General features: G+C 66.8%; 22 protein-coding genes. 12 read left to right on the forward strand and 10 right to left on the reverse strand.

Translation table 11 applies throughout. The features are described from left to right. The first annotated feature begins 76 nt into the window (after positions 1 to 76). Positions 77 to 964, forward strand: coding sequence for a UTP--glucose-1-phosphate uridylyltransferase GalU (galU, locus tag K307_RS41180; RefSeq protein WP_042886764.1), 888 nt, complete (start codon positions 77 to 79; stop codon positions 962 to 964). A 78-nt stretch (positions 965 to 1,042) separates the two neighbouring features. Here galU and K307_RS41185 read toward each other — a convergent pair whose 3' ends face one another. From K307_RS41185 to K307_RS41210, 6 genes are all read right to left on the reverse strand, one after another. After that, positions 1,043 to 1,270: a sulfurtransferase TusA family protein gene (locus K307_RS41185; protein WP_010813669.1), complete on the reverse strand. Its 228-nt coding sequence runs from the start codon at positions 1,268 to 1,270 to the stop codon at positions 1,043 to 1,045. A 37-nt stretch (positions 1,271 to 1,307) separates the two neighbouring features. Further along, positions 1,308 to 1,892: an NUDIX domain-containing protein gene (locus K307_RS41190; protein ID WP_042886765.1), complete on the reverse strand. Its 585-nt coding sequence runs from the start codon at positions 1,890 to 1,892 to the stop codon at positions 1,308 to 1,310. 53 nt (positions 1,893 to 1,945) lie between these two features. Beyond that, on the reverse strand, positions 1,946 to 2,983 hold the full coding sequence (locus K307_RS41195) for a threonine aldolase family protein (RefSeq protein ID WP_042886766.1): 1,038 nt from the start codon (positions 2,981 to 2,983) through the stop codon (positions 1,946 to 1,948). A 28-nt stretch (positions 2,984 to 3,011) separates the two neighbouring features. Continuing rightward, positions 3,012 to 3,200, reverse strand: a complete 189-nt coding sequence (locus K307_RS41200; RefSeq protein ID WP_010813672.1) for a 4-oxalocrotonate tautomerase — start codon at positions 3,198 to 3,200, stop codon at positions 3,012 to 3,014. Positions 3,201 to 3,238: 38 nt separating this feature from the next. Continuing rightward, entirely contained in the window at positions 3,239 to 4,012 is a 774-nt protein-coding gene (locus K307_RS41205) for a class II aldolase/adducin family protein (RefSeq protein WP_042886767.1), read from the reverse strand. A 147-nt stretch (positions 4,013 to 4,159) separates the two neighbouring features. After that, a complete protein-coding gene (locus tag K307_RS41210) occupies positions 4,160 to 5,419 on the reverse strand; it encodes a YbfB/YjiJ family MFS transporter (RefSeq protein ID WP_042886768.1) in 1,260 nt (419 codons plus the stop codon). A gap of 129 nt (positions 5,420 to 5,548) precedes the next feature. Here K307_RS41210 and K307_RS41215 point away from each other — a divergent pair, with 129 nt between their 5' ends. The 3 genes from K307_RS41215 (at position 5,549) to K307_RS41225 (ending at position 8,783) form a co-directional block, all read left to right on the forward strand. Continuing rightward, positions 5,549 to 6,442, forward strand: coding sequence for a LysR family transcriptional regulator (locus K307_RS41215; protein WP_042886769.1), 894 nt, complete (start codon positions 5,549 to 5,551; stop codon positions 6,440 to 6,442). An 89-nt stretch (positions 6,443 to 6,531) separates the two neighbouring features. Further along, the gene (locus tag K307_RS41220; protein WP_051975408.1) at positions 6,532 to 8,019 is read left to right on the forward strand and encodes an NfeD family protein; all 1,488 of its coding nucleotides are present in this window, start codon (positions 6,532 to 6,534) and stop codon (positions 8,017 to 8,019) included. Positions 8,020 to 8,021: 2 nt separating this feature from the next. Continuing rightward, positions 8,022 to 8,783: a slipin family protein gene (locus tag K307_RS41225; protein ID WP_042886770.1), complete on the forward strand. Its 762-nt coding sequence runs from the start codon at positions 8,022 to 8,024 to the stop codon at positions 8,781 to 8,783. A gap of 201 nt (positions 8,784 to 8,984) precedes the next feature. On the opposite strand, the gene alaS is transcribed toward K307_RS41225, so the two are convergent. Continuing rightward, complete coding sequence (gene alaS, locus K307_RS41230) at positions 8,985 to 11,609, reverse strand: alanine--tRNA ligase (RefSeq protein WP_042886772.1); 2,625 nt, start codon at positions 11,607 to 11,609, stop codon at positions 8,985 to 8,987. A 300-nt stretch (positions 11,610 to 11,909) separates the two neighbouring features. Between alaS and K307_RS41235 the strand changes: the two genes are divergently transcribed. From K307_RS41235 to K307_RS41245, 3 genes are all read left to right on the forward strand, one after another. Further along, positions 11,910 to 13,130: a CaiB/BaiF CoA transferase family protein gene (locus tag K307_RS41235; protein ID WP_042886773.1), complete on the forward strand. Its 1,221-nt coding sequence runs from the start codon at positions 11,910 to 11,912 to the stop codon at positions 13,128 to 13,130. A 123-nt stretch (positions 13,131 to 13,253) separates the two neighbouring features. Next, entirely contained in the window at positions 13,254 to 13,709 is a 456-nt protein-coding gene (locus K307_RS41240) for a DUF2214 family protein (protein ID WP_022536123.1), read from the forward strand. A gap of 27 nt (positions 13,710 to 13,736) precedes the next feature. Next, positions 13,737 to 14,735 carry a tripartite tricarboxylate transporter substrate binding protein gene (locus tag K307_RS41245; RefSeq protein WP_042886775.1) on the forward strand — a complete coding sequence of 333 codons (999 nt, stop codon included), beginning with the start codon at positions 13,737 to 13,739 and terminating at the stop codon, positions 14,733 to 14,735. Between the two features lie 81 nt (positions 14,736 to 14,816). Here K307_RS41245 and K307_RS41250 read toward each other — a convergent pair whose 3' ends face one another. Further along, the gene (locus tag K307_RS41250) at positions 14,817 to 16,595 is read right to left on the reverse strand and encodes a potassium/proton antiporter (protein WP_042886776.1); all 1,779 of its coding nucleotides are present in this window, start codon (positions 16,593 to 16,595) and stop codon (positions 14,817 to 14,819) included. 362 nt (positions 16,596 to 16,957) lie between these two features. Here K307_RS41250 and K307_RS41255 point away from each other — a divergent pair, with 362 nt between their 5' ends. The 3 genes from K307_RS41255 to K307_RS41265 all read left to right on the forward strand — a co-directional run bounded on the left by K307_RS41255 (position 16,958) and on the right by K307_RS41265 (position 19,682). Beyond that, positions 16,958 to 17,419, forward strand: coding sequence for a tripartite tricarboxylate transporter TctB family protein (locus tag K307_RS41255; RefSeq protein ID WP_042886778.1), 462 nt, complete (start codon positions 16,958 to 16,960; stop codon positions 17,417 to 17,419). 13 nt (positions 17,420 to 17,432) lie between these two features. Then, positions 17,433 to 18,935, forward strand: coding sequence for a tripartite tricarboxylate transporter permease (locus tag K307_RS41260; RefSeq protein WP_042886779.1), 1,503 nt, complete (start codon positions 17,433 to 17,435; stop codon positions 18,933 to 18,935). A 270-nt stretch (positions 18,936 to 19,205) separates the two neighbouring features. Beyond that, complete coding sequence (locus tag K307_RS41265) at positions 19,206 to 19,682, forward strand: aminoacyl-tRNA deacylase (protein WP_042886780.1); 477 nt, start codon at positions 19,206 to 19,208, stop codon at positions 19,680 to 19,682. Positions 19,683 to 19,882: 200 nt separating this feature from the next. On the opposite strand, the gene katG is transcribed toward K307_RS41265, so the two are convergent. Next, complete coding sequence (katG, locus tag K307_RS41270; RefSeq protein ID WP_042886781.1) at positions 19,883 to 22,147, reverse strand: catalase/peroxidase HPI; 2,265 nt, start codon at positions 22,145 to 22,147, stop codon at positions 19,883 to 19,885. Between the two features lie 311 nt (positions 22,148 to 22,458). After that, positions 22,459 to 23,343, reverse strand: coding sequence for a LysR substrate-binding domain-containing protein (locus K307_RS41275; RefSeq protein ID WP_042886782.1), 885 nt, complete (start codon positions 23,341 to 23,343; stop codon positions 22,459 to 22,461). Positions 23,344 to 23,603: 260 nt separating this feature from the next. Between K307_RS41275 and K307_RS41280 the strand changes: the two genes are divergently transcribed. After that, positions 23,604 to 24,581 (forward strand): Bug family tripartite tricarboxylate transporter substrate binding protein, encoded by a 978-nt coding sequence (locus K307_RS41280; RefSeq protein WP_042886783.1) that lies wholly within the window; start codon positions 23,604 to 23,606, stop codon positions 24,579 to 24,581. A 183-nt stretch (positions 24,582 to 24,764) separates the two neighbouring features. Next, positions 24,765 to 26,390 carry a gamma-glutamyltransferase gene (gene ggt, locus K307_RS41285; RefSeq protein WP_042886785.1) on the forward strand — a complete coding sequence of 542 codons (1,626 nt, stop codon included), beginning with the start codon at positions 24,765 to 24,767 and terminating at the stop codon, positions 26,388 to 26,390.

Genomic DNA, 26,390 nt, shown 5'->3' on the forward strand with positions numbered 1-26,390 from the left:
GTCGGACGGAACCGGACAGACGGCGCCGGCAATGGCTGGCAGGGTTATGAACCAGAATCCGAGAGGTACACAAGATATGGAAAATCGCGTCACCAAGGCCGTCTTCCCGGTTGCGGGACTGGGCACCCGCTTCCTGCCAGCCACCAAGGCCAGCCCGAAAGAAATGCTGCCGGTGGTGGACAAGCCGCTGATCCAGTACGCGGTGGAAGAAGCCATGGCCGCCGGCATTACCGAGATGATCTTTGTCACCGGCCGCTCCAAGCGCGCCATCGAGGACCATTTCGACAAGGCCTTCGAACTGGAGGTGGAACTCGAGGCCAAGAACAAGCAGGCGCTGCTGGACGTGGTGCGCTCGATCAAGCCCGCCAACGTGGAGTGCTACTACGTGCGCCAGCCCGAGGCGCTGGGCCTGGGCCATGCGGTGCTGTGCGCGGCCAAGCTGGTCGGCGACACCCCGTTCGCGGTCATGCTGGCCGATGACCTGATCGACGGCAACCCGCCGGTGATGAAGCAGATGGTGGATACCTACAACCACTACAACTGCTCGGTGCTGGGCGTCGAGGAAATCACGCCGGAGCAGAGCCGTTCGTACGGGGTGATCGAGGGCCGCGAGTGGGAACCGGGCGTGATCAAGGTGTCGAACATCATCGAGAAGCCGGCGCCGGAAGACGCGCCGTCCAACCTCGGCGTGGTCGGCCGCTACATCCTGACGCCACGCATCTTCGACCACCTGCGCGAACTGAAGCCGGGTGCCGGCGGCGAGTTCCAGCTGACCGACGGGATCCAGTCCCTGCTAAGCCAGGAGCAGGTACTGGCCTATCGCTACCAGGGCCGCCGCTATGACTGCGGCAGCAAGCTGGGCTACCTGAAGGCGACCGTGGAGTTTGCGCTGAAGCACCCGGAAGTCGGCGAGGAGTTCAGCGCCTACCTGGAATCGCGCGAGCACCTGACGGGTCCCGCCTGATCCCGGCGTATCGCGCAGTCGAAGAAAAAGCCGCTTTCGAGCGGCTTTTTCTGTCTGGGCAACCCTGCGGCGCGCGGGTCAGCGGCGGCGCATGTAGAACACGAACACCTTGTCGACTTCCGAGTGCGACAGCAGCTCATTGCCGGTCTGCTTGGCAAAAGCCTGGAAATCGCGCGTGGCGCCGGGATCGGTCGCCAGCACTTTGAGCACGTCGCCACTGGCCATGTCGGCCAGTGCCTTCTTGGTACGCAGGATCGGCAGCGGGCAGTTCAGGCCGCGCGCATCCACTTCTTTCTGGAACTCCATTCGTCTCTTCCTTCGATGTCCGGGGACTTTGGTTGGTCTACAACCGGTATTGTAGCGAAGCCCCGAGCAGGCTGAAGTCGTGCGGGTGCCGCGGATCCGGGATGTCTTCGCCAGTCTGGCGATCGAAGAAGCGCACCGGGTAGCCGCGCGCAGCCAGCCAGTCGGCCACCGCGAAGCCGGTGCCGGCCGACCACACGCGCACGTCTTCCGGCGCCACCAGCTTGTACTCGGCCAGTTCCTCCGACAGCGCGATGGTGCCGGTCGCCTTGACGTGGTACGCGATGATCAGCTCGTTCTTGCGCATGAACTCGTAGACGCCGATCAGCGACACCGACTCGGTATCGAGGTTGGTCTCCTCCTTCAGCTCGCGCGCCACGCCCAGTTCGGGCGGCTCGTCGCGCTCCAGGAAACCCGTCACCAGCGCAAACATCTTCTCCGGCCAGGCGGCATTGCGCGCCAGCAGCAGCTTGTCCTGGTACTCCACCACCGCCGCCAGCACCGGCAGCGGGTTGTTCCAGTGCACGAAGCCACAGTCCTGCTGCACGCAGGCGTGGCGTTCGCGCCCGGACAGCGGCAGCACCTCCAGCGGCGCGCCGCACTGCGGGCAGAATCGGTATTGCATTTGGGGGCTCCTGAAGGGGTCTCGTCGTTATAGGTATGGATCTGGCGGGATTACTAGGCTGAGGCGGTGCAGGCCGCGCGCATGTCGGCGGCGAGCGCCTCCACCGTCTGCGGCTGCAGGTCCCACGCGCACATGAAGCGGCAGCCGCCGGCGCCGATAAAGGTGTAGAAGCGCCAGCCCTTCGCGCGCAGCGCCTCGATCGCCGGCAGCGGCAGCTCGGCGAAAACGGCGTTGGACTGCGTCGGGAACATGATGCTCACGCCCGGGATATCGGCGATGCGCTGCTGCAGCAGCTGTGCCATCGCATTGGCATGGCGCGCGTTGGCAAGCCATACGTCGTTCTCGAGCAAACCCAGCCACGGCGCCGAGATAAAGCGCATTTTCGACGCCAGCTGGCCGGCCTGCTTGACGCGATAGGCAAAGTCCTCGGCCAGGCGGCGGTCGAAGAACACCACCGCCTCGCCCACTGGCAGGCCGTTCTTGGTGCCGCCGAAGCACAGCACGTCGACGCCGGCGCGCCAGGTGATCTCGGACGGATGCACGCCCAGCGACGCCACCGCGTTGGCAAAGCGCGCGCCGTCCATATGCACGCGCAGCTGGCGGCGCTTGGCGATGGCGGCAATCGCGCGCACCTCTTCCACCGTGTAGACCGTGCCGACTTCGGTCGACTGCGTCAGCGACACGACCTTGGGCTTGGGATAGTGGATATCCGAGCGGCGCGTCACCAGCGCCTCGACCGCGTCGGGCGTGAGCTTGCCGTCGGCGCCGGGCGCGGTCAGCAGCTTGGAGCCGTTCGAGAAAAACTCCGGGCCGCCGCATTCGTCGGTCTCGATATGCGCCAGCTCGTGGCAGATCACCGAGTGGTACGACTGGCACAGCGCCGACAGCGCCAGCGAGTTCGCCGCCGTGCCGTTGAACACGAAGAACACTTCGCAGTCGGTCTGGAACAGGTCGCGGATGCGGTCGCAGACCTTCTGGGTCCACGTATCGTCGCCGTAAGCCTGTTCGTGGCCGCTGGCGTTGGCTTCCAGGAAATACTTCAGCGATTCCGGGCAGAAGCCGGCGTAGTTGTCAGAGGCGAAGTGCTGCATGGTGTCCGGTGCGAAGCTGGGTCGGGTCCTACTTCTTGTCGGCCCACAGCTCGCCGCCGGTGGCCCAGTTCTCGCGCTTGATGTCGGTGATGATGATGTCGACGGCCGAGGCCGAGCAGCCCAGGGTTTCGCAGCTGACGCGCGTCACTTCCTCGACGAACTTGCGCTTCTGCTCGATGGTACGGCCTTCAAACATTTCTACGTGGAAAGTCGGCATGCAATGCTCCTGTGCTTGATTGATCTTGTCGCCGGGGATCAGTCCCGGTACGAGGGATCGATTCTATCCAGTTTGCGCAGCAACGCGGGCCACTCCATCACGCCCTCGACCGCGCCGTTGTCGTAGAGCTGTTCCGACGCCTTGTGCGCCACCGCGGCATCGGGCTGGACCAGCGCGCCGCCCGCCTGTGCGGCGATCTGGATCTCGCACGCCTTGATCAGCGTCGCCATCAGCACATAGGCCTCGGCCACGGTGCGGCCCACTGTGAGCGTGCCGTGGTTGCGCAGCAGCATGGCGGGATGCTCGCCGAGCGACGCGGTCAGGCGCGTGCCTTCGGCCGGGGTGAAGGCGAGCCCTTCGTAGTCGTGATAGGCGATGCGGCCGTGGAAGCGCATCGCGTGCTGCGACAGCGGCAGCAGCCCCGCGGCCTGTGCCGACACCGCGATGCCGGCGGTGTTATGCAGGTGCATCACGCACATCGCGTCGGGGCGTGCCGCATGCACCGCGGCATGCAGCGCGAAGCCGGTCACATTGACCGGATGCACCGTTTCGCCGACGACCTCGCCGCGGCCGTTGATCTTGACCAGGTCGCTGGCGCGGATTTCGTCGAAGGCAAAGCCGAAGGGGTTGATCAGAAAGTGGTCGGGCTCGCCCGGCACCGTGGCGGAGATGTGGGTGTAGATCAGGTCATCCCAGAGCTCGCGCGCGGCCAGGCGGTAGGCGGCGGCAAGATCCACGCGCACGCGCTGCTCTTCGGCGGAAACGGGCTGGGCGGTGCCCGCGGCACGCGCGGGCTGCAAGGCAAAAGACATGGGGGTCGCTCCTGCGCCGCCCGGTCTCGCGTGCCGGGTACGCCCCCGGCCTTCTGTGCCGCGCCACCGGCCGCGCGGCTGCGGGGCGCAGCCGCAAAGCGTGGCGCTTCAGGCGGCAAAGGCAATACTGTAGCGCACCTTGCCGGGTCAGCTCCGGGCGCCTTCCAGCGGCCAGGCGCGGCGCATCCAGGCGAACACCACTGCCCCCAGCAGCAGCGACGCCGCCGCGCACGCCAGCGAGCTGGCGAAGCCGCCGGTGCGCGCCACCAGCCCGGTCGCCAGCGGTGGCCCGGCGATCTGGCCGAGGCCGTAGGACGCCGTCATCAGGCCCATCAGCCGTGGCGCGTGCGGGCCCCATAGCCGGCGCGCCTCGCGCATCGCAAACGCCACCAGCGCGGTGAACGGCAGGCCCGCCAGCAGGCTGCTCAGGGCGAAGCCCACTACGGTCGGCAACACCACCGCCAGCGCCACGCCCAGCGCCTGCATGCCGTAGGCAATCGTCAGCAGCTTGCGGCTGTCTTGCGCCATGCCGATCCGGGTGGCCAGCAAGGCGCCTACCGCCACGCCGGCGCCGAAGATCGGCCAGAACAGGTCGGCCCAGACTGTGCCCGGCAGCGCTTCACGCGCGATCACCGGCAAGAAGGTCGCGGTGATGATGTAGCCGAAACCGGCCAGGCCGTAGGCCAGCGTCAGGGTCCAGGTCTGTGCGTCGAGCCGGGCGGCGTGGCTGTCTGCCGGAACGTCTTCCTGCACGGCGGCGCCCGGCACCGGCGCCGGCTCCGACACGAACACCCGCCACACCGCCGCCACCAGCACCGCGGCCAGCGCCGTGAACGCCAGCCAGCCGTAATCGGCATGCCAGCCCGCGCCAACCATGCCGGAGGTGCCCAGCCCGGTGACCACGATGCCCAGCCCCGGCCCGCAGAAGATCAGCCCGGCGAGTTCAGGCTTGCCCAGCTCTGCCAGCCGCTGCAGGCACCAGCCGGCGGTGTAGACCATCACCACCGCGCTGGCCACGCCCGCCGCGGCGCGCCACAGCGACCAGGCCGGCATGCCGCCCGGCAGTGCCATGCCCAGCGTCAGCAGCACCGTGGCCACCAGCCCCCAGCGCAGCATGCGCACCGCGTCGGGCCGGATAAACATGCACACGGCGGCACCAAGGAAATAGCCGATGTAGTTGACCGTGGCCAGCCATCCGCCCTGGTGCAGCGTGACGCTGCCGTCGTGCAGCATCATCGGCAGCAGCGGCGTAAAGGCGAAGCGGCCGATGCCCATCACGACCGCCAGCGACACCAACCCGGCCATTGCTACCGCCACCGGCCCGGCCTTGCGCGCCATCCTGCGTGCGGCAGGGGCGGCGCCGGTGGCCGCGGCGTGTTCAGGATCGATGCTGTGCAGGTTGGGCATGTCGGGGGCTTTAGGGCAGCGGTTGCATTGCGGTCTCTGTATGCTACGCTTTGGAAACCATCCCGAAAAATGAATTATCAAGATGCCAAGCATCCTGATACGAGATGTAATCTCAAGGAGCCGCCGGCCATGGATCTCGCTGCCCTGGAAATCTTCCGTGCCGTTGTAGAAGCCGGCGGCATCACCCGCGCGGCCGAGCGGCTGCACCGGGTGCAGTCCAATGTGACCACCCGCATCCGCCAGCTCGAGCAGTCGCTGGGCGTCGAGCTGTTCGTTCGCGACGGCCGGCGCATGGTGCTGACGCCCGCCGGCCAGACCCTGTTCGACTACGCCTGCCGCATCCTCAGGCTTAGCGATGAGGCCCGCCAAGCGGTGCTGCCGGCGCGTCCGCATGGGCGGCTGCGCATCGCCTCGATGGAAAGCACGGCGGCCAGCCGCCTGCCCAATGTGCTCGCCGCTTACCACAAGGCTTGGCCTGAGGTGCAGTTGGAGTTGGTGACGCTCGTCACGCGCGAGGCGCTGGATGCGCTGGCGCGCTTCGAGGTCGACTGCGCCTTTGTCGCCGAGCCGATCCCCGACCCGGCGCTGTCCACCATCCCGGCCTTCGAGGAAGAACTGGTGGTGATCGCGCGCGAGTGCCATCGCCCGATCCGCACCGCCGCCGACCTGGAAGTGCCGACACTGCTGGCGTTCGAGCCGGGCTGCAACTACCGCGCGCGGGTCGAAGCCTGGTACGCCACCGGCGATGCGCCGCCGCCGCGCGTGCTGGAACTGGGCTCGTATCACGCCATCGTCGCCTGCGTGGCGGCCGGCATCGGCGCGGCAATCGTGCCGCGCTCGGTGCTGGGGCTCTACCGCGACCTGCCGGCCATCAGCCAGCACAGCCTGGGCGCGGCGGGCTGCGTGCGCACCATGCTGGCGTGGCATCCGGCCATGGCCAGCGCGGCACTGCATGCGCTGGTCGATGCCCTGACCGCGCAAGCGCCGGGCCCGGCCGGCAACCCTGAACTGGCGGCAGCCTGAGCGCAGCGGCACGTCCCCGTGCAAGATGTGCCCGGTGGCCTACACTGGAAGTGGCGCCACCACGGCACCCTGCGTGCCACGCCCTCCTGATGAAACCTGCCACCGCGCTCGCGCGGGCCCTTCGGCTGCTGCACGGCCGCCTGCTGACCGGCCTGGCACTCGCGTGCTGCGCCGCCGCGCTCGCCAGTTTCCTCGCGCGCGCCGCACCGCCGTCCGGCCCTGCTTCGGCACCGGCCGCCACGGCCACGGCGCCGGTCTACGTGATCCCGCTCAAAGGCGCGGTCGGCCCCGCCAGCGCCAGCTTTGTTCTGCGCGGCATGGTGCGCGCCCGCGAGGCCGGCGCCCAGCTGGTGGTGCTGGAAATGGACACCCCCGGCGGGCTGGATGCGTCGATGCGCGAGATCATCCAGGCGATCCTGGCCTCGCCGGTGCCGGTCGCCAGCTACGTCTACCCGGGCGGCGCGCGCGCCGCCAGCGCCGGCACCTACATCCTCTACGCCAGCCACATCGCGGCGATGGCGCCCGGTACCAACCTGGGGGCCGCGACCCCGGTGCAAGTCGGCATCGGCGGACCGCAGCGGCCCGACGCCCTGCCCGGCGCCAGCCCCGCTTCCGCCCCGGCCAGCGAACCGGCCAGCACCGACACCATGGCGCGCAAGCAGATGCACGACGCCTCGGCTTATATCCGCGGACTGGCGCAGCTGCGCGGGCGCAATGCCGAGTGGGCCGAGCGTGCGGTACGCGAATCGGTCAGCCTGTCCGCCAACGAGGCGCTGGCGCAGCGCGTGATCGACATCGTCGCCCCCGACCTGCCCTCCCTGCTGCGCCAGGTCGAGGGCCGCAAGCTCATCGCCGCCGGCGGCAAGACGAGCGAGCTGCACACGCACAATGCGCCGGTGGTGCAGCTTGAGCCCGACTGGCGCAGCCGCTTCCTGGCCGTGATCACCGAACCGAGCGTCGCGCTGATGCTGATGATGATCGGCATCTACGGACTGATCTTCGAGTTCTCCACCCCCGGCATGGTGGTGCCCGGCATCGCCGGCGCGATCTGCCTGCTGGTGGCGCTGTTTGCGCTGCACATGCTGCCCGTGAACTACGCCGGGCTGGCGCTGGTGGCGCTGGGCATCGGCTGCATGGTGGCGGAGCTGTTCCTGCCCACCTTCGGCGCGCTGGGCGTGGGCGGCATCATCGCCTTTGCCTTCGGCGCGGTGATGCTGATCGACACCGACGTGCCGGGCTTCGGCGTGCCGCTGCCGATGGTGGCGGCGCTGTCGGCGATGTCGGCGATCTTCGTGTTCGGCATGTCGGCGGTGCTGGTGCGCTCGCGCAAGCGGCCAGTGGTCAGCGGCGCCGACACGCTGGTCGGCAGCCGCGGCGAACTGCTGGACGACCTGCGCGATGAAGGCTGGGCCTCGGTGCACGGCGAGAACTGGCGCGTGCGCAGCGCCACCCCGCTGGCGCGCGGCACGCCGGTGCTGGTCACCGCCCGGCACGGCCTGGTGCTTGACGTGGTCGCCGCCGGCAGCGCCCCGCTCTCTCCAACTCCACCCCAACCGACTCCAGACAAGGGAGCCTGACCATGGCATTCGGATTCAGCTTCGGCGGTTTGATCTTCCTGCTGGCACTGCTCGTCATCACGGCATTCCGCGTGCTGCGCGAGTACGAACGCGGCGTGGTGTTCATGCTGGGACGCTTCTGGAAGGTCAAGGGGCCGGGCCTGGTGCTGATCATCCCGGCCGTGCAGCAGATGGTGCGGGTGGACCTGCGCACGGTGGTGATGGACGTGCCGCCACAAGACGTCATTTCGCGCGACAACGTCTCGGTGAAGGTGAACGCGGTCGTGTACTTCCGCGTGGTCGACCCGGAACGCGCCATCATCCAGGTGGCGAATTTCCTCGAAGCCACCAGCCAGCTGGCGCAGACCACGTTGCGCTCGGTGCTGGGCAAGCACGAACTGGATGAAATGCTGGCTGAGCGCGAGAAGCTCAATCTCGACATCCAGCAGGCGCTGGACGCGCAGACAGACGGCTGGGGCATCAAGGTATCGAACGTCGAGATCAAGCATGTCGACCTGAACGAAACCATGATCCGCGCGATTGCGCGGCAGGCCGAAGCGGAACGCGAGCGGCGCGCCAAGGTGATCCATGCCGAGGGGGAATTGCAGGCTTCCGTGAAGCTGCTCGAAGCCGCGCAGATGCTGGCGCGGCAGCCGCAGGCGATGCAACTGCGCTATATGCAGACGTTGACGCAGATTGCGGGGGATAAGAGTTCTACGATCGTGTTTCCGTTGCCGATGGAGTTGTTGACGGTGTTAGGGAAGAAGGTGGATCAAGGGGGATGAAGGGGATGGGGGAGGCCACGCGGTGCGGGTTGTATCTTGTCGATGATCGAGGGCCCGCGTTGCTGGGCTCGACGGCTCTCAAACAACGACAACATGTCACCAGCCGCGCCGGGCCGGGCCGTCGGTCGATCATCACCCAAATGCCTATCCGAAAAAAAGGGGCGCCGAAGCGCCCCTCATTCATCCAACATCCCAAGGCATTCAAACCTTAGAAGCCACCCACTCACTAACCCCAGCCAGCGCCTGCGGCAGCTTGGCCGGCTCGGTACCACCAGCCTGCGCCATATCCGGCCGGCCACCACCCTTGCCGCCAACCTGCTGCGCCACAAAGTTGACCAGCTCGCCGGCCTTGACCTTGCCCGTCGCATCGGCAGTCACACCAGCGATCAGGCTGACCTTGCCATCGGACACCGCACCCAGCACGATGGCCGCGCTCTGCAGCTTGTCCTTGAGCTTGTCCATGGTCTCGCGCAGCGTCTTGACGTCGGCGCCGTCGAGCTGGGCAGCCAGCACCTTCAGGCCCTTGATGTCGACCGCCTGCGCAGCCAGTTCGTCGCCCTGCGACGCCGCCAACTTGCTCTTCAGGCGCTCCAGCTCCTTCTCCAGCGCACGCACCTGGTCCTGCACCTGGCCGATACGCGGCACCAGCTCCGACGGCTGAGCCTTCAGCGCCGCCGCAGCTTCATTCAGCTTCGCATCCAGCTTCTGCAGGTAATGCAGCGCGTTATCGCCGGTGATGGCTTCCACGCGACGGATGCCGGCAGCGACACCACCTTCCATCACGATCTTGAACAGGCCGATATCGCCGGTGCGGTGCACATGGGTACCGCCGCACAGTTCCTTCGACGTCCCGATCGACAGCACACGCACATCATCCGCGTACTTCTCGCCGAACAGCGCCATCGCACCGCTCTTGACCGCATCATCGAACGGCATGATCTCGGCATGCGTGTCTTCGTTGCGCAGGATCTCGGCGTTGACAATCTCTTCCACGCGGCGGATCTGTTCGTCGGTCAGCGGCGCATTGTGCGAGAAGTCGAAGCGGGTCTTGTCCGCATCCACCAGCGAGCCCTTCTGCTGCACGTGGCTGCCCAGCACTTCACGCAAGGCCTTGTGCATGAGGTGGGTGGCCGAGTGGTTGCGCACCGTGCGCGCACGGCGCTGCGCATCGACCTGTGCCGTCACGGCATCGCCCACCGTCAGCGCGCCGCCTGCCAGCGTGCCCTGGTGGCCGAACACGTCGGCCTGGATCTTGGTCGTGTCAGCCACGGCAAAGACTGCATTGCCTGCCTTCAGCACGCCCTGGTCGCCAGCCTGGCCGCCGGACTCGGCGTAGAACGGGGTGTTGTCGAGCACCACCACGCCGGTCTGGCCCGGCTGCATGGCGTCGACCGCGGCACCGTCCACATACAGCGCGGTGACCTTGGCCTGCGGCAGTTCCAGCTTCTCATAGCCGTGGAACACGGTCTTGTCACCGGTGTACTCCAAGCCTGCAGCCATCTTGAACTTGCCGGCAGCACGCGCCTGCTCGCGCTGGCGGTTCATCGCGGCGTCGAACGCCGCTTCATCCACGCCGATTTCCTGCTCGCGGCACACGTCCTGCGTCAGGTCCAGCGGAAAGCCAAAGGTGTCGTGCAGCTTGAAGGCCAGCTCGCCGTCCAGCGTCTTGCCGCCCTTGAGCTTCAGGTCGGCCAGCGCGGCGTCCAGGATCGACATGCCGTTTTCGATGGTCTCGAAGAAGCGCTCTTCCTCGGCCTTCAGCACTTCAGTCACGCGCGACTGGGCTTCAGCCAGTTCGGGATAGGCCTGGCCCATCTGCCCGACCAGGTCCGACACCAGCTTGTGGAAGAACGGGGTCTTCTGGCCCAGCTTGTAGCCGTGGCGGATGGCGCGGCGGATGATCCGGCGCAGCACGTAGCCGCGGCCTTCGTTGCCGGGGATCACGCCGTCGACGATCAGGAACGAGCACGCGCGGATATGGTCGGCGATGACCTTCAGCGAGTTCTGGTTCAGGTTGTCGATATGGGTCTCGCGCGCGGCGGCCTTGATCAGTGCCTGGAACAGGTCGATCTCATAGTTGCTGTGCACGTGCTGCAGCACCGCGGCAATGCGCTCCAGGCCCATGCCGGTGTCCACGCACGGCTTGGGCAGCGGCGTCATGTTGCCCTGCTCGTCGCGGTTGAACTGCATGAACACCAGGTTCCAGACCTCGATGTAGCGGTCGCCGTCTTCCTCGGGCGATCCCGGCGGGCCGCCCCACACTTCCGGGCCGTGGTCGTAGAAGATTTCCGAGCACGGGCCGCACGGGCCGGTGTCGGCCATCTGCCAGAAGTTGTCCGAGGCGTAGCGCGCGCCCTTGTTGTCACCGATGCGCACGATGCGCTCGGCCGGCACGCCTACTTCTTTGGCCCAGATGTCGTAAGCCTCGTCGTCTTCGGCGTAGACCGTCACCCACAGCTTCTCGGCCGGCAGCTGGTAGGTCTTGGTCAGCAGTTCCCACGCGTACAGGATGGCGTCGCGCTTGAAGTAGTCGCCAAACGAGAAGTTGCCCAGCATCTCGAAGAACGTATGGTGGCGGGCGGTGTAGCCCACGTTCTCCAGGTCGTTGTGCTTGCCGCCGGCGCGCACCGAGCGCTGCGCCGAGGTGGCGCGGGTGTACGGACGCTTGTCGGTGCCCAGGAACACGTCCTTGAACTGCACCATGCCGGAATTGGTGAACAGCAGCGTCGGGTCGTTCGCCGGCACCAGGCTGGACGAGCGGACCACGGTATGGCCCTTCGATTCGAAGAACTGCAGGAACTTGCTGCGAATGTCTGAGACTTTCATGGGATGGCGGACGCTTGCCGCTGCTGCATGGCAGGGCGCGACGAGTCGATGTTGGATTTGCAAACCGTTGATTATACGGGCAAGCCAGCCCGCAAGGCACACCGGCGCCGGCGCCTCGGGCTCGTCCGGCTATCGCCCAAATCCCACGCGGCAAAGCGCCTGATGCGCCACCCGACACCGCGCCTCGCCCAGCCCCGGTGGTACATTGCAGGCAACCCGCGCCGACCCCATCTGCGTCGCAGCGCCGGCAGCCGGATATCCGATTCTTCCCCCGCCCTACCTCAGCCTTCGCCTACCGCCATGGGAGCCTTAAGCCATCTCCGCGTCCTCGACCTGACCCGCGTCCTTGCCGGGCCCTGGTGCGCCCAGAACCTTGCCGACTTCGGCGCCGATGTGATCAAGGTCGAGCGTCCCGGCGCGGGCGACGACACCCGCACCTGGGGCCCGCCCTGGCTCAAGGACGCGGACGGGCGCGACACCGCCGAGGCCGCCTACTACCTGGCCGCCAACCGCAACAAGCGCTCGGTCACCTGCGACATCAGCACGCCGGAAGGCCAGCAGATCGTGCGCGAACTGGCCGCGCAGAGCGATGTGGTGCTGGAGAACTACAAGGTCGGCCAGCTGAAGAAATATGGCCTGGACTATGAATCGCTCAGGCAGGTCAAGCCCGACCTGATCTACTGCTCGGTCACCGGCTTCGGCCAGACCGGCCCGTACGCCGCGCGCCCCGGCTACGACTTCATCATCCAGGGCATGGGCGGCTTCATGAGCCTGACCGGCGAGCGCGACGACCTGCCCGGCGGCGGTCCGCAGAAGGCCGGCGTGGCCATCTCCGACCTGATGACCGGCCAGTACGCCACCATCGCCGTACTGGCGGCGCTGGCGCACCGCGACCGCACCGGCGAGGGCCAGTACATCGACATGGCGCTGCTGGACGTGCAGGTGGCGATGCTGGCCAACATGAACACCAACTACCTGGCCAGCGGCGCCGCGCCGCGCCGCTGGGGCAACGCGCACCCCAACATCGTCCCCTACCAGACCTTCCAGGCCGCCGACGGCTGGATCATCGTGGCGGTGGGCAATGACGGCCAGTTCCGCAAGTTCGTCACCGACGGCGGCAAGTCCGAACTGGCCGACGACCCGCGCTTTGCCACCAACCCGCAGCGCGTGGCCAACCGCGACGTGCTGGTGCCGATCCTGGCCGAGATGGTGCGCCCGCGCACCCGCTCCCAGTGGATCCAGGACCTGGAGGCGGCCGGCGTGCCGTGCGGCCCGATCAATTCGCTCGACGATGTGTTCCAGGACGACCAGGTCAAGGCGCGCGGCCTGCGCGTGGACCTGCCCCACCCGAGCGCCGGAGAAGTCAAGCTGGTCGGCAGCCCGATCAAGATGAGCGCGACGCCGCCCGAGGCGCTGCGCCATCCGCCGCTGCTGGGCGAGCACACCGACACGGTGCTAACCGAGACGCTGGGCTACAGTGCTGAGCAGATCGAAGCACTACGTGCAAAGGGTGTGCTGTAAGATTCTCCTCCTGCCGGCGGCAACGTCTTGCCGTCGGCGCTTTCCGGAAGCCGTTCTGTCCCCGACCGAAATCCCTTCCCCGGGCTGGCGCCCTGCCGGCCCGCGCAAAGCCAAGGAGAAACCATGCTGACCGATGCCATTCTGGCTTTCCTGCATTTCCTTGCCATCTTTGTCCTGATCACCCTGATGGCCGCCGAGGCGGTGGTGCTGCGCCCAGAAATCACGCCGGCCGCGGTGCGGCGCCTGTCGCTGTACGACCTGTTCTACTTCCTGTCCGCGATGGTGGTGCTGGGCACCGGCCTGCTGCGGCTGTTCTACGGCGCCAAGGGTCTCGACTTCTACCTGCACAATCCGTGGTTCCACGCCAAGGTGGGCGTGTTCGTGCTGATCGCGCTGTGCTCGCTGCCGCCGACCTTTGCTATTGCGCGCTGGCGCAAGCAGGCGCGCCGGCTGCCCGATTACGTGCCGCCGCCGTCGGAGCTGAAGGCGGCGCGCCGCTGGGTCATGATCGAGGCCCACCTGCTGATCCTGCTGCCGTTATGCGCCGTGATGATGGCGCGCGGCATCGGTGCCCGATAACAATTCCAATCCCGCTGTAGTCCCGACATGCTGAAGAAACTGCTTGCCGCCGCCATGATCGCGGCCCTGCTGCCCGCAACCGTTGCCGTGGCAGCGACCAATGCCTACCCGACCAAGCCGGTGCGGTTCGTGGTGCCCTACCCGGCCGGCGGCCCGCTCGACACCGTGGCGCGCGCCATCGGCGAGAAGCTGCGCGACAGCCTGGGCCAGCCGGTGGTGGTGGAGAACAAGCCGGGCGCCGGCGGCAACCTGGGCGCGGACTACGTCGCCAAGCAGCCGGCCGATGGCTACACCATCGTCATGGGCGCGGTGGCCACGCATGCCATCAACCCGACGCTGTTCAGCAAGATGCCGTACGACCCGGTGAAAGACTTCGCGCCGATCACGCTGGTGGCCGACGTGCCCAACGTGCTGGTGATGCACCCCGGCAAGGCGGCCGAGCTGCATATCAACAATGTGCGCGACCTGGTTGCGTATGCGCGCAAGAACCCGGGCAAGCTGGACTACGCCTCCGGCGGCAACGGCAGCGCCGGCCACCTGTCGGGCGAGCTGTTCAAGAGCATGGCCAAGGTCAGCATGGTCCATATCCCGTACAACGGCGCCGCACCGGCGCAGCTGTCGGTGCTGTCGGGCCAGACGGACCTGATCTTCGACAACCTCGCTTCGGCGTCGGCGAATATCAAGGCAGGCAAGCTCAAGGCCTTTGCCGTGACCACCGCGAGCCGTGCGGCGGCGTTCCCGGAGTTGCCGACCATTGCCGAGGCGGGCAAGGGCCTGGGGCTGGAGGGCTTCGATATCTCGACCTGGTTCGGCGTGTTCGCGCCGGCCAATACGCCGCGGGAGATTGTCGAGCGGCTTAACCACGAGATCGTGGCGATCCTGAAGACGGACGATATGAAGGCGCGGCTGGCGCGCATCGGGGCACAACCGGCACCGACGACGCCGGAGCAGTTTGCCGCGCTGATCCAGCGGGAGCTGAAGAAGTATGCGCAGATCGTGAAGGTGTCCGGGGCGAAGGTCGACTGAGCCAGAGAGTCTTTCACGCAAGGAAAAAGGTGGCCGCGGCCACCTTTTTCCTTGCGCCTGCGTCTTTGCACAAGGGGCGCCCTACTCCGCCCCCCGCGCCTGCGCAGCCTTGCGCCGCTTCCATAACCGCCCCCCAGAATCCCCTTCCAGCCGCGGCAACAGCAATCCGACCTGCAGGATCTGCGGCCCTTCCATCCGCATCACCGTCAACGGCAACCCCGCAATCTCGACACTGTCGCCCTCCACCGGCGGCGAGGTGAACACCCGCTGCATCGCCGATTCCAGCGTCAGCGGTTCTTCTTCTGGCGTCAGTGCACGCGTGCCATACATCGCCGCCACGTCCCGCAGCGGCGCATCTCCCGACAGCAGGAAATCGTGCGAGACCTCTTCCCAGGTCGGCGCGCGTCCCGGCGTCTGGAACATCGCCGACAGCATCGGCAGCGTCGTGGTCGGCGCCAGCACGCAGACGCTGTCGCCGGCGCGCAGCATGGTCTGTTCAGGCGCCACCAGCGCGTCGTCGCGCGCCACCGTCATTAGCCGGCTGTGCGGCGGCAGTTCGAGCTGGTCGGCGCGCACGTTCTCCACCGGTGCGTTCGGGCCCACGCAGAACTGCATCACTTCCAGGATCGGCGCGCGCGTGCCGCGCAGGCGCGAACGCGCGACCGGCTCCGGGTAGCCCGGCCGGCGCACGCGCGCCAGCCGCGCCGCCACCGACACCGTGGTGCCCTGGAACAGCAGGCTGGCCAGCACCACGGCAAAGGCAATGCGGAACAGCAGCCCGGATTCCGGCACCCCGCGCAGCAGCGGGAACAGCGCCAGCACGATCGGCACCGCGCCGCGCAGGCCCATCCAAGCGATAAAGCCCTGCTCGCGCGCATTAAAGCGGAACGGCAGCAGCGCCACCCACACCGCCACCGGGCGCGCCACCAGCATCAGGAAGGCGGCCACCGCCGCCGCCGCGCCGGCCACTTCCCAGATCCGGTGCGGCGACACCAGCAGGCCGAGCAGCAGGAACATCCCCGATTGCGCCAGCCAGGCCATGCCGTCCATCGCGCGCATGGTGTCGGGCGTGACCGCGCGTTCGCGGTTGCCGACCAGCATGCCGGTCAGGTACACCGCCAGGAAGCCGCTGCCGCCGGCGCTCTGCACCAGCGCGAATACCATCGCGCCGCCCGAGCACAGCATGATCGCCTGCAGCCCTTCGGCGACCTGGATGCGCTCCAGCACGCGCGCCAGGCAATAGCCCAGCGCCAGGCCAAGCACGCCGCCCACGCCGAACTGCACCAGCAGCCGCGTGACCAGGCCCAGCGGCGTCAGGCCACCGGGCGCGGTCAGCCATTCGATCAGCGTCAGGGTCAGGAAGATCGCCATCGGGTCGTTGATGCCCGACTCGATCTCGAGCACGCTCGCCACCCGGTCCTTCAGGCGGATGCCGCTGCTGTGGAGCATCGAGAACACCGCCGCGGCGTCGGTCGAGCCGACGATGGCGCCGAGCAGCAGCCCGAGCCGCCAGTCGATGCCCAGCAGCCACGCAGCGAACACCCCCACCAGCGCCGCCGTCACCAGCACGCCCACGGTCGCCAGCGACAGCGATGGCCGGAGCGCCACCCGGAAGGTGGCGAAGCGCGTGCGCAGCCCGCCATCGAGCAGGATGATCGCCAGCGCCAGGTTGCCCACCAGGAAGCTCAGCCAGGTGTCGGAAAAGCGGATGCCGCCCGGCCCGTCCACGCCGGCCAGCATGCCCACGGCCAGGAAGACCAGCAGGAACGGCACGCCCAGGCGTGCCGAGAAGGCGCCCAGCACGATGCCCAGGGACATCACGACGGCGCCGATCAGGATGACGTGGTCGATGCTCTCCAAAGCGCTCCTTTCGTTGCATTGAGATGCCTTGCGGAACCTTACAAACCTGACAGCACGCCACCCTTGCGCCGCGCGGCAGGTCCGCGCAGGCTGCCCCGGATGATAGCGCAGCGCCCCGACGCAGCCCCGCCTATCTGCCCGCGAAGCCGCCTCCAGTCTGGCCCGGCGGCGCTTTTAAGCGCTGATTCACTAGGGGATACCCTCAGCATGACCCTGTTTGCAGACATCTGAAAGGTAGCTGAAAGGTCGCGCCCTTAACTTCCACCCTGCCCGCAGGAGGGCCCCCCTTCTTCATCGCGCATTGACGCAGTGCAGCAAGGGACCCGCCACAGATTTCAAGCGTCTTTTCGAGGAGATTCACTTTGCGCATACGTAGCCAAAAGGACTTCGCCTCCGGCCTGCTGTTCATCCTGGTCGGATTCGGCTTTTCCTGGGTCGCACGCGGTTATTCCATGGGAACTGCCGCAAAAATGGGACCGGGGTATTTCCCGTTCTGGCTCGGCATCGTGCTCGCCCTGCTGGGCGTGCTGGTGCTGTGGGGTTCGCTGTCGTCCAAGATGGAACAAGACAGCCTGGCCCGCTGGGATATCAAGACGCTGTTGTGGATCCTCGGTTCGGTGGTGCTGTTCGGCCTGCTGCTGAAGCCGCTGGGCATGGTGCTGTCGGTGCTGGTGCTGGTGCTGGTGTCGTCGATGGCCAGCCACGAGTTCAGCTGGAAGGGCGCGATCCTGAACTCGATCATCCTGGTGCTGATCAGCCTGGGCGCGTTCGTGTACGGCATCAACCTGCAGATGCCGGTGTGGCCGGCTTTCCTGGCAAGCTAAGGAGCCCGCCAACATGGAACTACTCGCAAACCTGGGTCTGGGCTTCTCCACCGCCCTGACCTTCCAGAACCTCTTTTACGCCTTCCTGGGCTGCGTGCTGGGTACGCTCATCGGCGTGCTGCCGGGCCTGGGGCCGCTGGCCACCATCGCCATGCTGCTGCCGGTGACCTACACGCTGCCGCCGGTGGCGGCGCTGATCATGCTGGCCGGTATCTACTACGGCGCCCAGTACGGCGGCTCCACCACCGCCATCCTGGTGAACCTGCCTGGTGAATCGTCCTCGGTGGTGACAACCATCGATGGCTACCAGATGGCAAGACGAGGGCGAGCGGGGGTGGCGCTGGCGACAGCGGGCCTGGGCTCGTTCTTCGCCGGCTGCGTGGCCACCCTGATCCTCGCCGCGTTTGCCGCGCCGCTGTCGGAACTGGCGTTCAAGTTCGGCCCCGCCGAGTACTTCTCGCTGATGGTGCTGGGCCTGATCGGCGCCGTGGTGCTGGCTTCGGGTTCGCTGGTCAAGGCGATCGCCATGATCGTGCTGGGCCTGCTGCTGGGCCTGGTGGGTACCGACGTGAACTCGGGCGCCGCCCGCTTCTCATTCGACGTGCCGGAACTGACCGACGGCCTGAACTTCGTCTCGGTGGCAATGGGTGTGTTCGGCTTTGCTGAAATCATCGCCAACCTGGAGCAGAAGGAACACCGCGAGACCTTCACCGACCACATCACCAACCTGTTCCCGACCAAGGCCGACTTCAAGCGCATGATCCCCGCCGTGCTGCGTGGCACCGTGCTGGGTTCGGCGCTGGGCATCCTGCCGGGCGGTGGTGCGTCGCTGGCCTCGTTCGCCGCGTACTCGCTGGAGAAGAAAACCTCCAAGTTCGCGCACGAATTCGGCAAGGGCGCAATCGAAGGCGTGGCAGGTCCGGAATCGGCCAACAACGCCGCGGCGCAGACCTCGTTCATCCCGCTGCTGACGCTGGGCATCCCGCCCAATGCGGTGATGGCGCTGATGGTCGGTGCGATGACCATCCACAATATCCAGCCCGGGCCGCAGGTGATGACCAGCAACCCCGCGCTGTTCTGGGGCCTGATCGCCTCGATGTGGATCGGCAACTTCATGCTGATCGTGCTGAACCTGCCGCTGATCGGTATCTGGGTGAAGCTGCTGAAGGTGCCTTACCGCTACCTGTACCCGGCCATCCTGACGTTCTGCTGCATCGGCGTGTACTCGGTCCAGAACACCACCTTCGACGTGTTCCAGACCGCCGCGTTCGGCGTGATCGGCTACCTGTTCATCAAGCTGCGTTGCGAACCCGCGCCGCTGCTGCTGGGCTTCGTGCTGGGACCGATGATGGAAGAGAACTTCCGCCGTTCGCTGCTGCTCTCGCGTGGTGACTTCAGCGTGTTCGTGACGCGTCCGCTGTCGCTGGGGCTGCTGATCGCCGCGGCGGTGCTGGTGCTGATCGTGGCGATGCCGTCGATCAAGGCCAAGCGCGAAGAGGCGTTCCAGGAAGAATAAGCAGGGAAGAACTACGCCGGCGCTTGCGCCGGCGGCTCAACGCAAGACTGAGGGCACCGCGAGGTGCCCTTTTTTTATTTCTTCGCCGATCTGCGTGACCGTTCAGGAACAAAAAGGGCCAGCCGCACACGGCTGTTATCCTGACGTTGCAACACAACAAAAATCCGGTAGGTGGAGGTTGGCCCTGCGCGACCGCCGCCCGGCGCGCCACGACCTATATTACTGACACGTGGACAATTGTCGCGATGAGCGCGTCGGAGGTTAAATATCATGACCATGGCTACCACGCTGGCGAGATGCCTGAGCAAGAAGCAGAGCCGGTTCGACACCGTCCGGCACCCCTACAGCCCCAGCAGCAGCATAGCCACTGCGCAGGCTGCGAACATTCCCGGAGACCGACTGGCCAAGACCGTCCTGCTGGAAGACGGCAGCGGCTACGTCGCAGCCGTGATTCCTTCCACCCACCACCTGAAACTGGCGGAGATCTGCGAGCAGACCGGCCGCAAGCTGTCGCTGGCGCATGAGGATGGCGTGCGCGAAGTGTTTAGCGACTGCGACCACGGCGCGATCCCACCGGTCGGCATGGCGTACGGCACGCAGACCTGGCTCGACGACAGCCTGCTGACGCATCCCGACGTCTACTTCGAGGCGGGCGACCACCAGGAACTGGTGCACATGAGCACCGATCAGTTCCTCGAGCTGATGGCCGACGCGCGGCGCGGGCATTTCGCGCACCGGATGATGTAGGAAATCATGCCCTGACAGGCCAAGCGACCGGCGCTTGCCGGCCGCTTGTCTTTGCGTTCGCGATCGCTTCACCAAGCCGCTCACGCGCGGATGGCAAAAGCTGTCGCCGCCGGTCACGCCGACCGGCGAAGAATCTTCTTTCACCTCGCGGACCAGGCCCCGTCAGGGGAATGACAGCCCTGACGGGACCAGGCGACCGCTTAAGCGACGTCGAACCGGTCGAGGTTCATCACCTTGACCCAGGCAGCGACAAAGTCCCGGACGAATTTCTCCTGCGCGTCCTCGCTTGCGTAGACCTCGCCAAGCGCCCGCAGCTGGGCATGCGAGCCGAACACCAGGTCGACGCGGGTGCCGGTCCACTTCTTCGCACCGGTCTTGCGGTCACGCCCTTCGAACACGTCCCGGGCTTCCGGGGACACCGGCTTCCATTCGATGCGCATGTCGAGCAGGTTGCGGAAGAAGTCGTTGGTCAGCGTTTCCGGCCGGTCGGTGAAGACGCCGTGCGCATCCTGCCCGGTATGGACGTTCAGCACGCGCAGCCCGCCGATCAGCACCGTCATCTCGGGCGCGGTCAGGGTCAGCAATTGCGCCTTGTCGATCAGCAGCGCTTCCGCCGGGATGCTGTACTTCTGCTTGAGGAAGTTGCGGAAGCCGTCTGCCTTCGGCTCGAGCGCGCCGACCGACTGCACGTCGGTCTGTTCCTGCGAGGCATCCATGCGGCCCGGCGTGAATGGCACGGTCACGCGCTGGCCGGCCTTCTGCGCCGCCTGCTCGATCCCGGCACCACCGGCCAGCACAATCAGGTCGGCGAGCGAAATCTTCTTGCCGCCGGACTGCGCGCCGTTGAACTCAGCCTGGATCCCTTCGAGCACCTTCAGCGCCTTGGCCAACTGCTCGGGTTCGTTGGCGGCCCAGTCCTTCTGCGGCGCCAGGCGGATGCGCGCCCCATTGGCGCCGCCACGCTTGTCCGAACCACGGAAGGTGGATGCCGAGGCCCAGGCGGTCTGCACCAGTTGCGAGACCGGCAGCCCCGACGCCAGGATCTTCTGCTTGAGCGCGGCGACGTCCTGCTCGCTGACCAGCGGATGGTCGACCGCCGGGATGGGATCCTGCCAGATCAGCTCTTCGGCCGGCACTTCCGGGCCGAGGTAGCGGGCGCGCGGGCCCATGTCGCGGTGGGTCAGCTTGAACCAGGCGCGGGCAAAGGCATCGACGAGCTGGTCAGGATGCTCCAGGAAGCGCCGCGAGATCTTCTCGTAAACCGGGTCCAAACGCAGCGAGAGATCCGTGGTCAGCATCGTTGGCCGCAGCTTCTTCGAGGGATCGTACGCGTGCGGGATGGTTTCCCCACCATCCTTGGCCACCCACTGGTTGGCGCCTGCGGGACTCTTGGTCAGTTCCCATTCGTGGCCGAACAGGTTTTCCAGATAGCTATTGCCCCACTTCGTCGGCGTATTGCTCCAGGTCACCTCCAGGCCGCTGGTAATGGTGTCGGCGCCCTTGCCGGTGCCATAGGTACTTGACCATCCCAGGCCCTGGAGTTCAAGGTCGGCGCCCTCGGGCTCGGCCCCGATGTTGTCCGCGGGACCGGCACCGTGCGTCTTGCCGAAGGCATGCCCGCCGGCAATCAGCGCAACGGTCTCCTCGTCGTCCATGGCCATGCGCGCGAACGTTTCGCGGATGTCGTGTGCCGCCGCGAGCGGGTCCGGGTTGCCTTCCGGGCCTTCCGGGTTCACATAGATCAGGCCCATCTGCACGGCGGCCAGCGGGTTCTCCAGGTTGCGTTCCTGTTCGGTGCGGCTGGCCTCGGCGCCATGCAATTCCTCGTCGGCGACGATCACGCCCTCGTCGTCGTCCTTGCCGGCGGCACCCTTGCCGTAGCGAAAGTCACCGCCCAGCCAGGTCTTTTCATTGCCCCAGTACACATCCAGGTCCGGCTCCCAGGTGTCTTCGCGACCACCGCCGAAGCCGAAGGTCTTGAAGCCCATGGTCTCGAGCGCGACGTTGCCGCTCAGGATCATCAGGTCGGCCCAGGAGATCTTCTGGCCGTACTTCTGCTTGACCGGCCATAGCAGGCGGCGAGCCTTGTCCAGGCTGGCGTTGTCCGGCCAGCTGTTGATCGGCGCGAAACGCTGCTGGCCGCGCCCACCGCCGCCGCGGCCATCGCCGATGCGGTACGTGCCGGCACTGTGCCAGGCCATGCGGATGAGCAGCGGACCGTAGTGGCCGAAGTCCGCCGGCCACCAGTCCTGCGATTCAGTCATCAGCGCCGCCAGGTCCTTCTTCACCGCCGCCAGGTCGAGGCTCTTGAAGGCTTCCGCATAGTTGAAGTCCGCGCCCAGCGGGTTGGACTTGCTGGAATGCTGGCTGAGCAGGTCCAGGCGTAGCTGCTTTGGCCACCAGTCGCGATTGGTCGTACCGCCGCCGGCGGTATGAGTGAAGGGACACTTTGCTTCGTTAGACATGCGTTCTCTCCTTGTGGGGACGTACTGAACACGCCTGCAGCTATGGCGCGGGGGTTCGCTGGTCGGCGATCCCGCTCCGGCGGATCTTGCGGATCAACGCCGGGAATCTCCTTCAAAAGCATGCCGGCTTATTACTGCCGGTGCGCGGACGCGCGCGGGCACGCCCCGACGCGGTAGGCCGGGCGCCCATGGCAATGCGGCCGCGTGAGCGGCTGTCCGCAACCCAAATATATGCACAGGCGGACGCCAGGAGAATGCGTTTCTTACTATCCTCCCGATAGACCCTGGTTATGGCGTGGACGCAACGCGCACTAGGCGCCGAACAGCTCGCTGCAAGCGGCCCGCACTGCCGCGGTCACCTGCCCGCGCCCGTGGTCGCGCCGCTCCAGCATGCCGATGTGACGCATCACCGGCTCGCCATTAACCAGCAGCGGCAGCACGCGCAGGGCCTCGTCGTCGCGCCAGCGGGCGCGGCGCAGCAGCGGCACCACAGTCACCCCCACCTCCTGCCGCACCAGTTCGACCAGCGCCTCGATTGCATTCAGTTCCAGGAATTCATTGACTTTCAGGTGCGCGCGCCGCAATGCGCGCTCGATCAGCACGCCGGTGCGCTGGGTCCGGTCAAAGCGCAGGTAGGGATTGCCGGCGAGTGCCTCGCGCGCATCTCGGCCAGGGCTGCCGCGCGCGGCGATGGCGACCAGCGGCTCCTGATACAGCGGCGTCCATCGCAGCGAGCCCGGCACGCGCGCGGTGCCCTCGACCAGGATCGCGGCGTCGAGCTCGCCCGCCTCCACCTGCGCGGCCAGTTCGATCGACTTGGCGCCGACCAGGCGCACGTCCAGCGCCGGATAGGTGCGCTTCATATGCGCCACCGCGTGCGACAGCCCGCCCATCACCGACACCACCGCGCCGACCGCGACGGCGCCAGCCATGGCCTCGGCCGAGGCCAGCGGCAGGCGCATCTCGTCATACAGCGCCAGCAGCTTGCGCGCCTGCGGCAGCAAGGCGCGGCCGTCTGCATTGAGCACCGCCACGCGGCCGTTGCGGTCGAACAGTTCGCGGCGCAGCTCATTCTCGAGCGCGCGCATCTGCAGGCTGACGGCGGCCTGGGTCAGCGCCACCTGGCCGGCGGCAGCGGCGAAGGAGCCGTGTTCGGCCACGGCGACGAGGGTTCGGAGGAAGCGGATAGTGCTCATCGTGGCGCACCCGTGGAGGGTAGAAATGACGATGCCGACAAGAGTGTGACACTTAAGTTTTCCTTGTGACATCGGAAAGGAATATTAGCTTTCTTTGTGACCGGCGGCGCGGAATAATGAAGGCCGGCTCATGAATCTGGGCCCGGGCGAGCGGGGCCGGCCGCCACAAGCGGCGGCCCATGGCATTACTGCCGGCATGACTGCCGCCTGCCCCGCAACGGTCTTCCTGCTTTTCCTTTCGCCTGACACCGGAGATGAGTATGAAATCCTGGCTGCGCCTTCTCGGCATCGGCCTTGCCTCCGGCCTGTGCCTGGCCGCCACGCCCGCACTGGCCGACAACTATCCCAGCAAGCCCATCCGCCTGATCGTGCCCTTCCCGGCCAGCGGTGCCACCGACTTGCTGGCGCGCGCGATCGCGCAAAAGGTCGGCGCCAACATGGGCCAGCAGATCGTGGTCGACAACCGCCCCGGCGCGGGTGGCGCGATCGGCTCCGACATGGCCGCCAAGGCCGCGCCCGACGGCTATACGCTGCTGATCGCCACCACCAGCACGCATTCGATCGGGCCGTATATCAACACCCGCCTGCCGTACAACACCGAGACCGATTTCACGCCGGTGGGCCAGGTCGCGATCGCCACCAACGTGCTGGTAGTGCCCAACGGCCTGCCGGTGAAGAACGTGCGCGAGCTGATCGACTACGCCAAAAAGCATCCCGGCGAGCTCAACTACGCCTCCAGCGGCAACGGCACCGTGGTGCACCTGACGGCGGAAGCGTTCAAGGCGCAGGCGGGCGTGTTTATCACCCATATCCCCTACCGCGGCACCGCGCTGGCCGTGCCGGACCTGATCTCCGGCAAGGTGCAGGTGCTGTTCGACAGCATCGTGTCGGGGCTGCCGCATGTGAAGGACGGCAAGCTCAAGGCCCTGGCGGTGACCAGCGCCAAGCGCTCGCCGCTGGCACCGGAAATCCCGACCGCCAGCGAGTCGGGCCTGCCCGGCTTCGAGTCCGATACCTGGTTCGGCATCTACGGTCCGAAGGGCCTGCCGGCCGATATCATCAACCGCCTGAATGCCGAGTTCAACAAGGCGATCCAGTCGCCCGAGGTGAAGGAACGCCTGGGCAAGCTGGGCGCCGAGCCGGTCGGCGGCACGCCGGCGCAGTTCGCCGCCATGGTGAAGAAGGACAGCGCCCGCTGGGGCAAGCTGATCAAGGATCGCAAGATCACGGCAGAATAATCACACCTTGTGTGTGCTCCCCTCTCCCGCGCGGGAGAGGGGCCGGGGTGAGGGCAGGAGCCTGATCAGGCGTGATGCCTTGCTAAACCACCCCTCACCCTACCCTCTCCCCATGAGGGGCGAGGGGAACACAATCGGCTTTGGTCGCGGCGTCGTGCAGCGATCACCAGGACAGAGACAAGCATGCAGAACTTCAACTGGACCAACCCCTACCCCTCAGTGCGCATCCCGCTGTTTGCGCGCAACGTGGTGTCCACCTCCCACCCGCTGGCCGCGCAGGCGGGCCTGCGCATGCTGCTCAAGGGCGGCAATGCCGTCGATGCCGCGATCGCCGCGGCGGCCGCGATCACCATCGTCGAGCCGGTGTCGTGCGGCCTTGGCAGCGATGCCTTCGCGATCCTGTGGGACGGCAAGGAACTGCATGGCCTGAACTCGTCCGGCGTGGCGCCGGCCGCGTGGAATCCGGAGTATTTCAAGAACAAATACGGCACCGACGCCAACGGCCTCGCCAACCGCCCGGTCCGCGGCTGGGATTCGGTCACCGTGCCCGGCGTGATCGCCGGCTGGGCCGCGCTGCACGAGCGCTTCGGCAAACTGCCGTTCGCCGACCTGATGGAGCCCGCCATCGAGATCGCCGAGCGCGGCTACGCCGTGCCGCCGGTGGTCGCGCACAAGTGGGCTGCTGCGGTGCCTGAGTTGAAGGACCAGCCCGGCTATGCCGAGACCTTCATGCCCAACGGCCGCGCGCCGCTGGTCGGCGAAAAGTTCACCATGAAAGCCGCCGCCGAAACGCTGCGCAAGGTCGGTGAAACGCGCGGCCGCGCCTACTACGAAGGCGAGATCGCCGAGAAGATCGCGGCGTTCAGCAAGCAATGCGGCGGCGCCATGACGCTGGACGACCTGCGCAACTACCGCCCCGACTGGGTCAAGCCGATCAGCAAGTCCTACCGCGGCTACGAGCTGCACGAGATCCCGCCCAACGGCCAGGGCATCGCCGCGCTGATCGCGCTGGGCATCCTCGACCAGTTCGACATGGCGTCGATCCCGGTGGATTCGGTCGATTCGCAGCACCTGCAGATCGAGGCGATGAAGCTGGCCTTTGCCGACCTCTACCGCTACGTGGCCGATCCGCGCAGCATGGAAGTCACGCCGGAGGCCATGCTCGATGACGCGTACCTGAAGTCGCGCGCCAAGCTGATCGACATGCAGCGCGCCACGCATTTCAGCTTCGGCATGCCCAAGGTCGGCGGCACCATCTACCTGACCGCCGCCGACGAGAACGGCATGATGATCTCGTTCATCCAGTCCAACTACATGGGCTTCGGCTCGGGCGTAGTGGTGCCGGGCACCGGCATCAGCCTGCAGAACCGCGGCGTGGGCTTCTCGATGGACCCCAAGTCGGCCAACGTGGTAGCCGGCGGCAAGCGTCCGTTCCACACCATCATCCCGGCCTTCCTGACCAAGGGCGGCCAGCCGGTGATGAGCTTCGGCGTGATGGGCGGCGACATGCAGCCGCAGGGGCACCTGCAGACCGTGGTGCGCATGCTGGACTACAATCAGCAACCGCAGGCCGCGTGCTGCGCGCCGCGCTGGAAGGTCAACCGCGACTTCACGCTGGATGTGGAGAGCACGATGGACGCGGCGACGGTCGAGGGACTGAAGGCGCGCGGGCACCAGCTCAAGTCGGTGGATGATCCGTATATGGACTTCGGCTCGGGGCAGTTCATCTGGCGCATGTCGGAGGATGCCGAGCATGGTTACGTCGCTGCCAGCGACAGCCGGCGTGATGGGCAGGCGGTGGGGTTCTGA

This window comes from Cupriavidus necator A5-1 (assembly GCF_000744095.1).
In the GTDB taxonomy this organism is placed as follows: domain Bacteria; phylum Pseudomonadota; class Gammaproteobacteria; order Burkholderiales; family Burkholderiaceae; genus Cupriavidus; species Cupriavidus necator_A.

Coding starts and splice junctions, on each gene's coding strand:
- galU (WP_042886764.1), top strand. CDS start 77: ATGGAAAATCGCGTCACCAAGGCCGTCTTCCCGGTTGCGGGACTGGGC.
- K307_RS41185 (WP_010813669.1), bottom strand. CDS start 1,270: ATGGAGTTCCAGAAAGAAGTGGATGCGCGCGGCCTGAACTGCCCGCTG.
- K307_RS41190 (WP_042886765.1), bottom strand. CDS start 1,892: ATGCAATACCGATTCTGCCCGCAGTGCGGCGCGCCGCTGGAGGTGCTG.
- K307_RS41195 (WP_042886766.1), bottom strand. CDS start 2,983: ATGCAGCACTTCGCCTCTGACAACTACGCCGGCTTCTGCCCGGAATCG.
- K307_RS41200 (WP_010813672.1), bottom strand. CDS start 3,200: ATGCCGACTTTCCACGTAGAAATGTTTGAAGGCCGTACCATCGAGCAG.
- K307_RS41205 (WP_042886767.1), bottom strand. CDS start 4,012: ATGTCTTTTGCCTTGCAGCCCGCGCGTGCCGCGGGCACCGCCCAGCCC.
- K307_RS41210 (WP_042886768.1), bottom strand. CDS start 5,419: ATGCCCAACCTGCACAGCATCGATCCTGAACACGCCGCGGCCACCGGC.
- K307_RS41215 (WP_042886769.1), top strand. CDS start 5,549: ATGGATCTCGCTGCCCTGGAAATCTTCCGTGCCGTTGTAGAAGCCGGC.
- K307_RS41220 (WP_051975408.1), top strand. CDS start 6,532: ATGAAACCTGCCACCGCGCTCGCGCGGGCCCTTCGGCTGCTGCACGGC.
- K307_RS41225 (WP_042886770.1), top strand. CDS start 8,022: ATGGCATTCGGATTCAGCTTCGGCGGTTTGATCTTCCTGCTGGCACTG.
- alaS (WP_042886772.1), bottom strand. CDS start 11,609: ATGAAAGTCTCAGACATTCGCAGCAAGTTCCTGCAGTTCTTCGAATCG.
- K307_RS41235 (WP_042886773.1), top strand. CDS start 11,910: ATGGGAGCCTTAAGCCATCTCCGCGTCCTCGACCTGACCCGCGTCCTT.
- K307_RS41240 (WP_022536123.1), top strand. CDS start 13,254: ATGCTGACCGATGCCATTCTGGCTTTCCTGCATTTCCTTGCCATCTTT.
- K307_RS41245 (WP_042886775.1), top strand. CDS start 13,737: ATGCTGAAGAAACTGCTTGCCGCCGCCATGATCGCGGCCCTGCTGCCC.
- K307_RS41260 (WP_042886779.1), top strand. CDS start 17,433: ATGGAACTACTCGCAAACCTGGGTCTGGGCTTCTCCACCGCCCTGACC.
- K307_RS41265 (WP_042886780.1), top strand. CDS start 19,206: ATGACCATGGCTACCACGCTGGCGAGATGCCTGAGCAAGAAGCAGAGC.
- katG (WP_042886781.1), bottom strand. CDS start 22,147: ATGTCTAACGAAGCAAAGTGTCCCTTCACTCATACCGCCGGCGGCGGT.
- K307_RS41275 (WP_042886782.1), bottom strand. CDS start 23,343: ATGAGCACTATCCGCTTCCTCCGAACCCTCGTCGCCGTGGCCGAACAC.
- K307_RS41280 (WP_042886783.1), top strand. CDS start 23,604: ATGAAATCCTGGCTGCGCCTTCTCGGCATCGGCCTTGCCTCCGGCCTG.
- ggt (WP_042886785.1), top strand. CDS start 24,765: ATGCAGAACTTCAACTGGACCAACCCCTACCCCTCAGTGCGCATCCCG.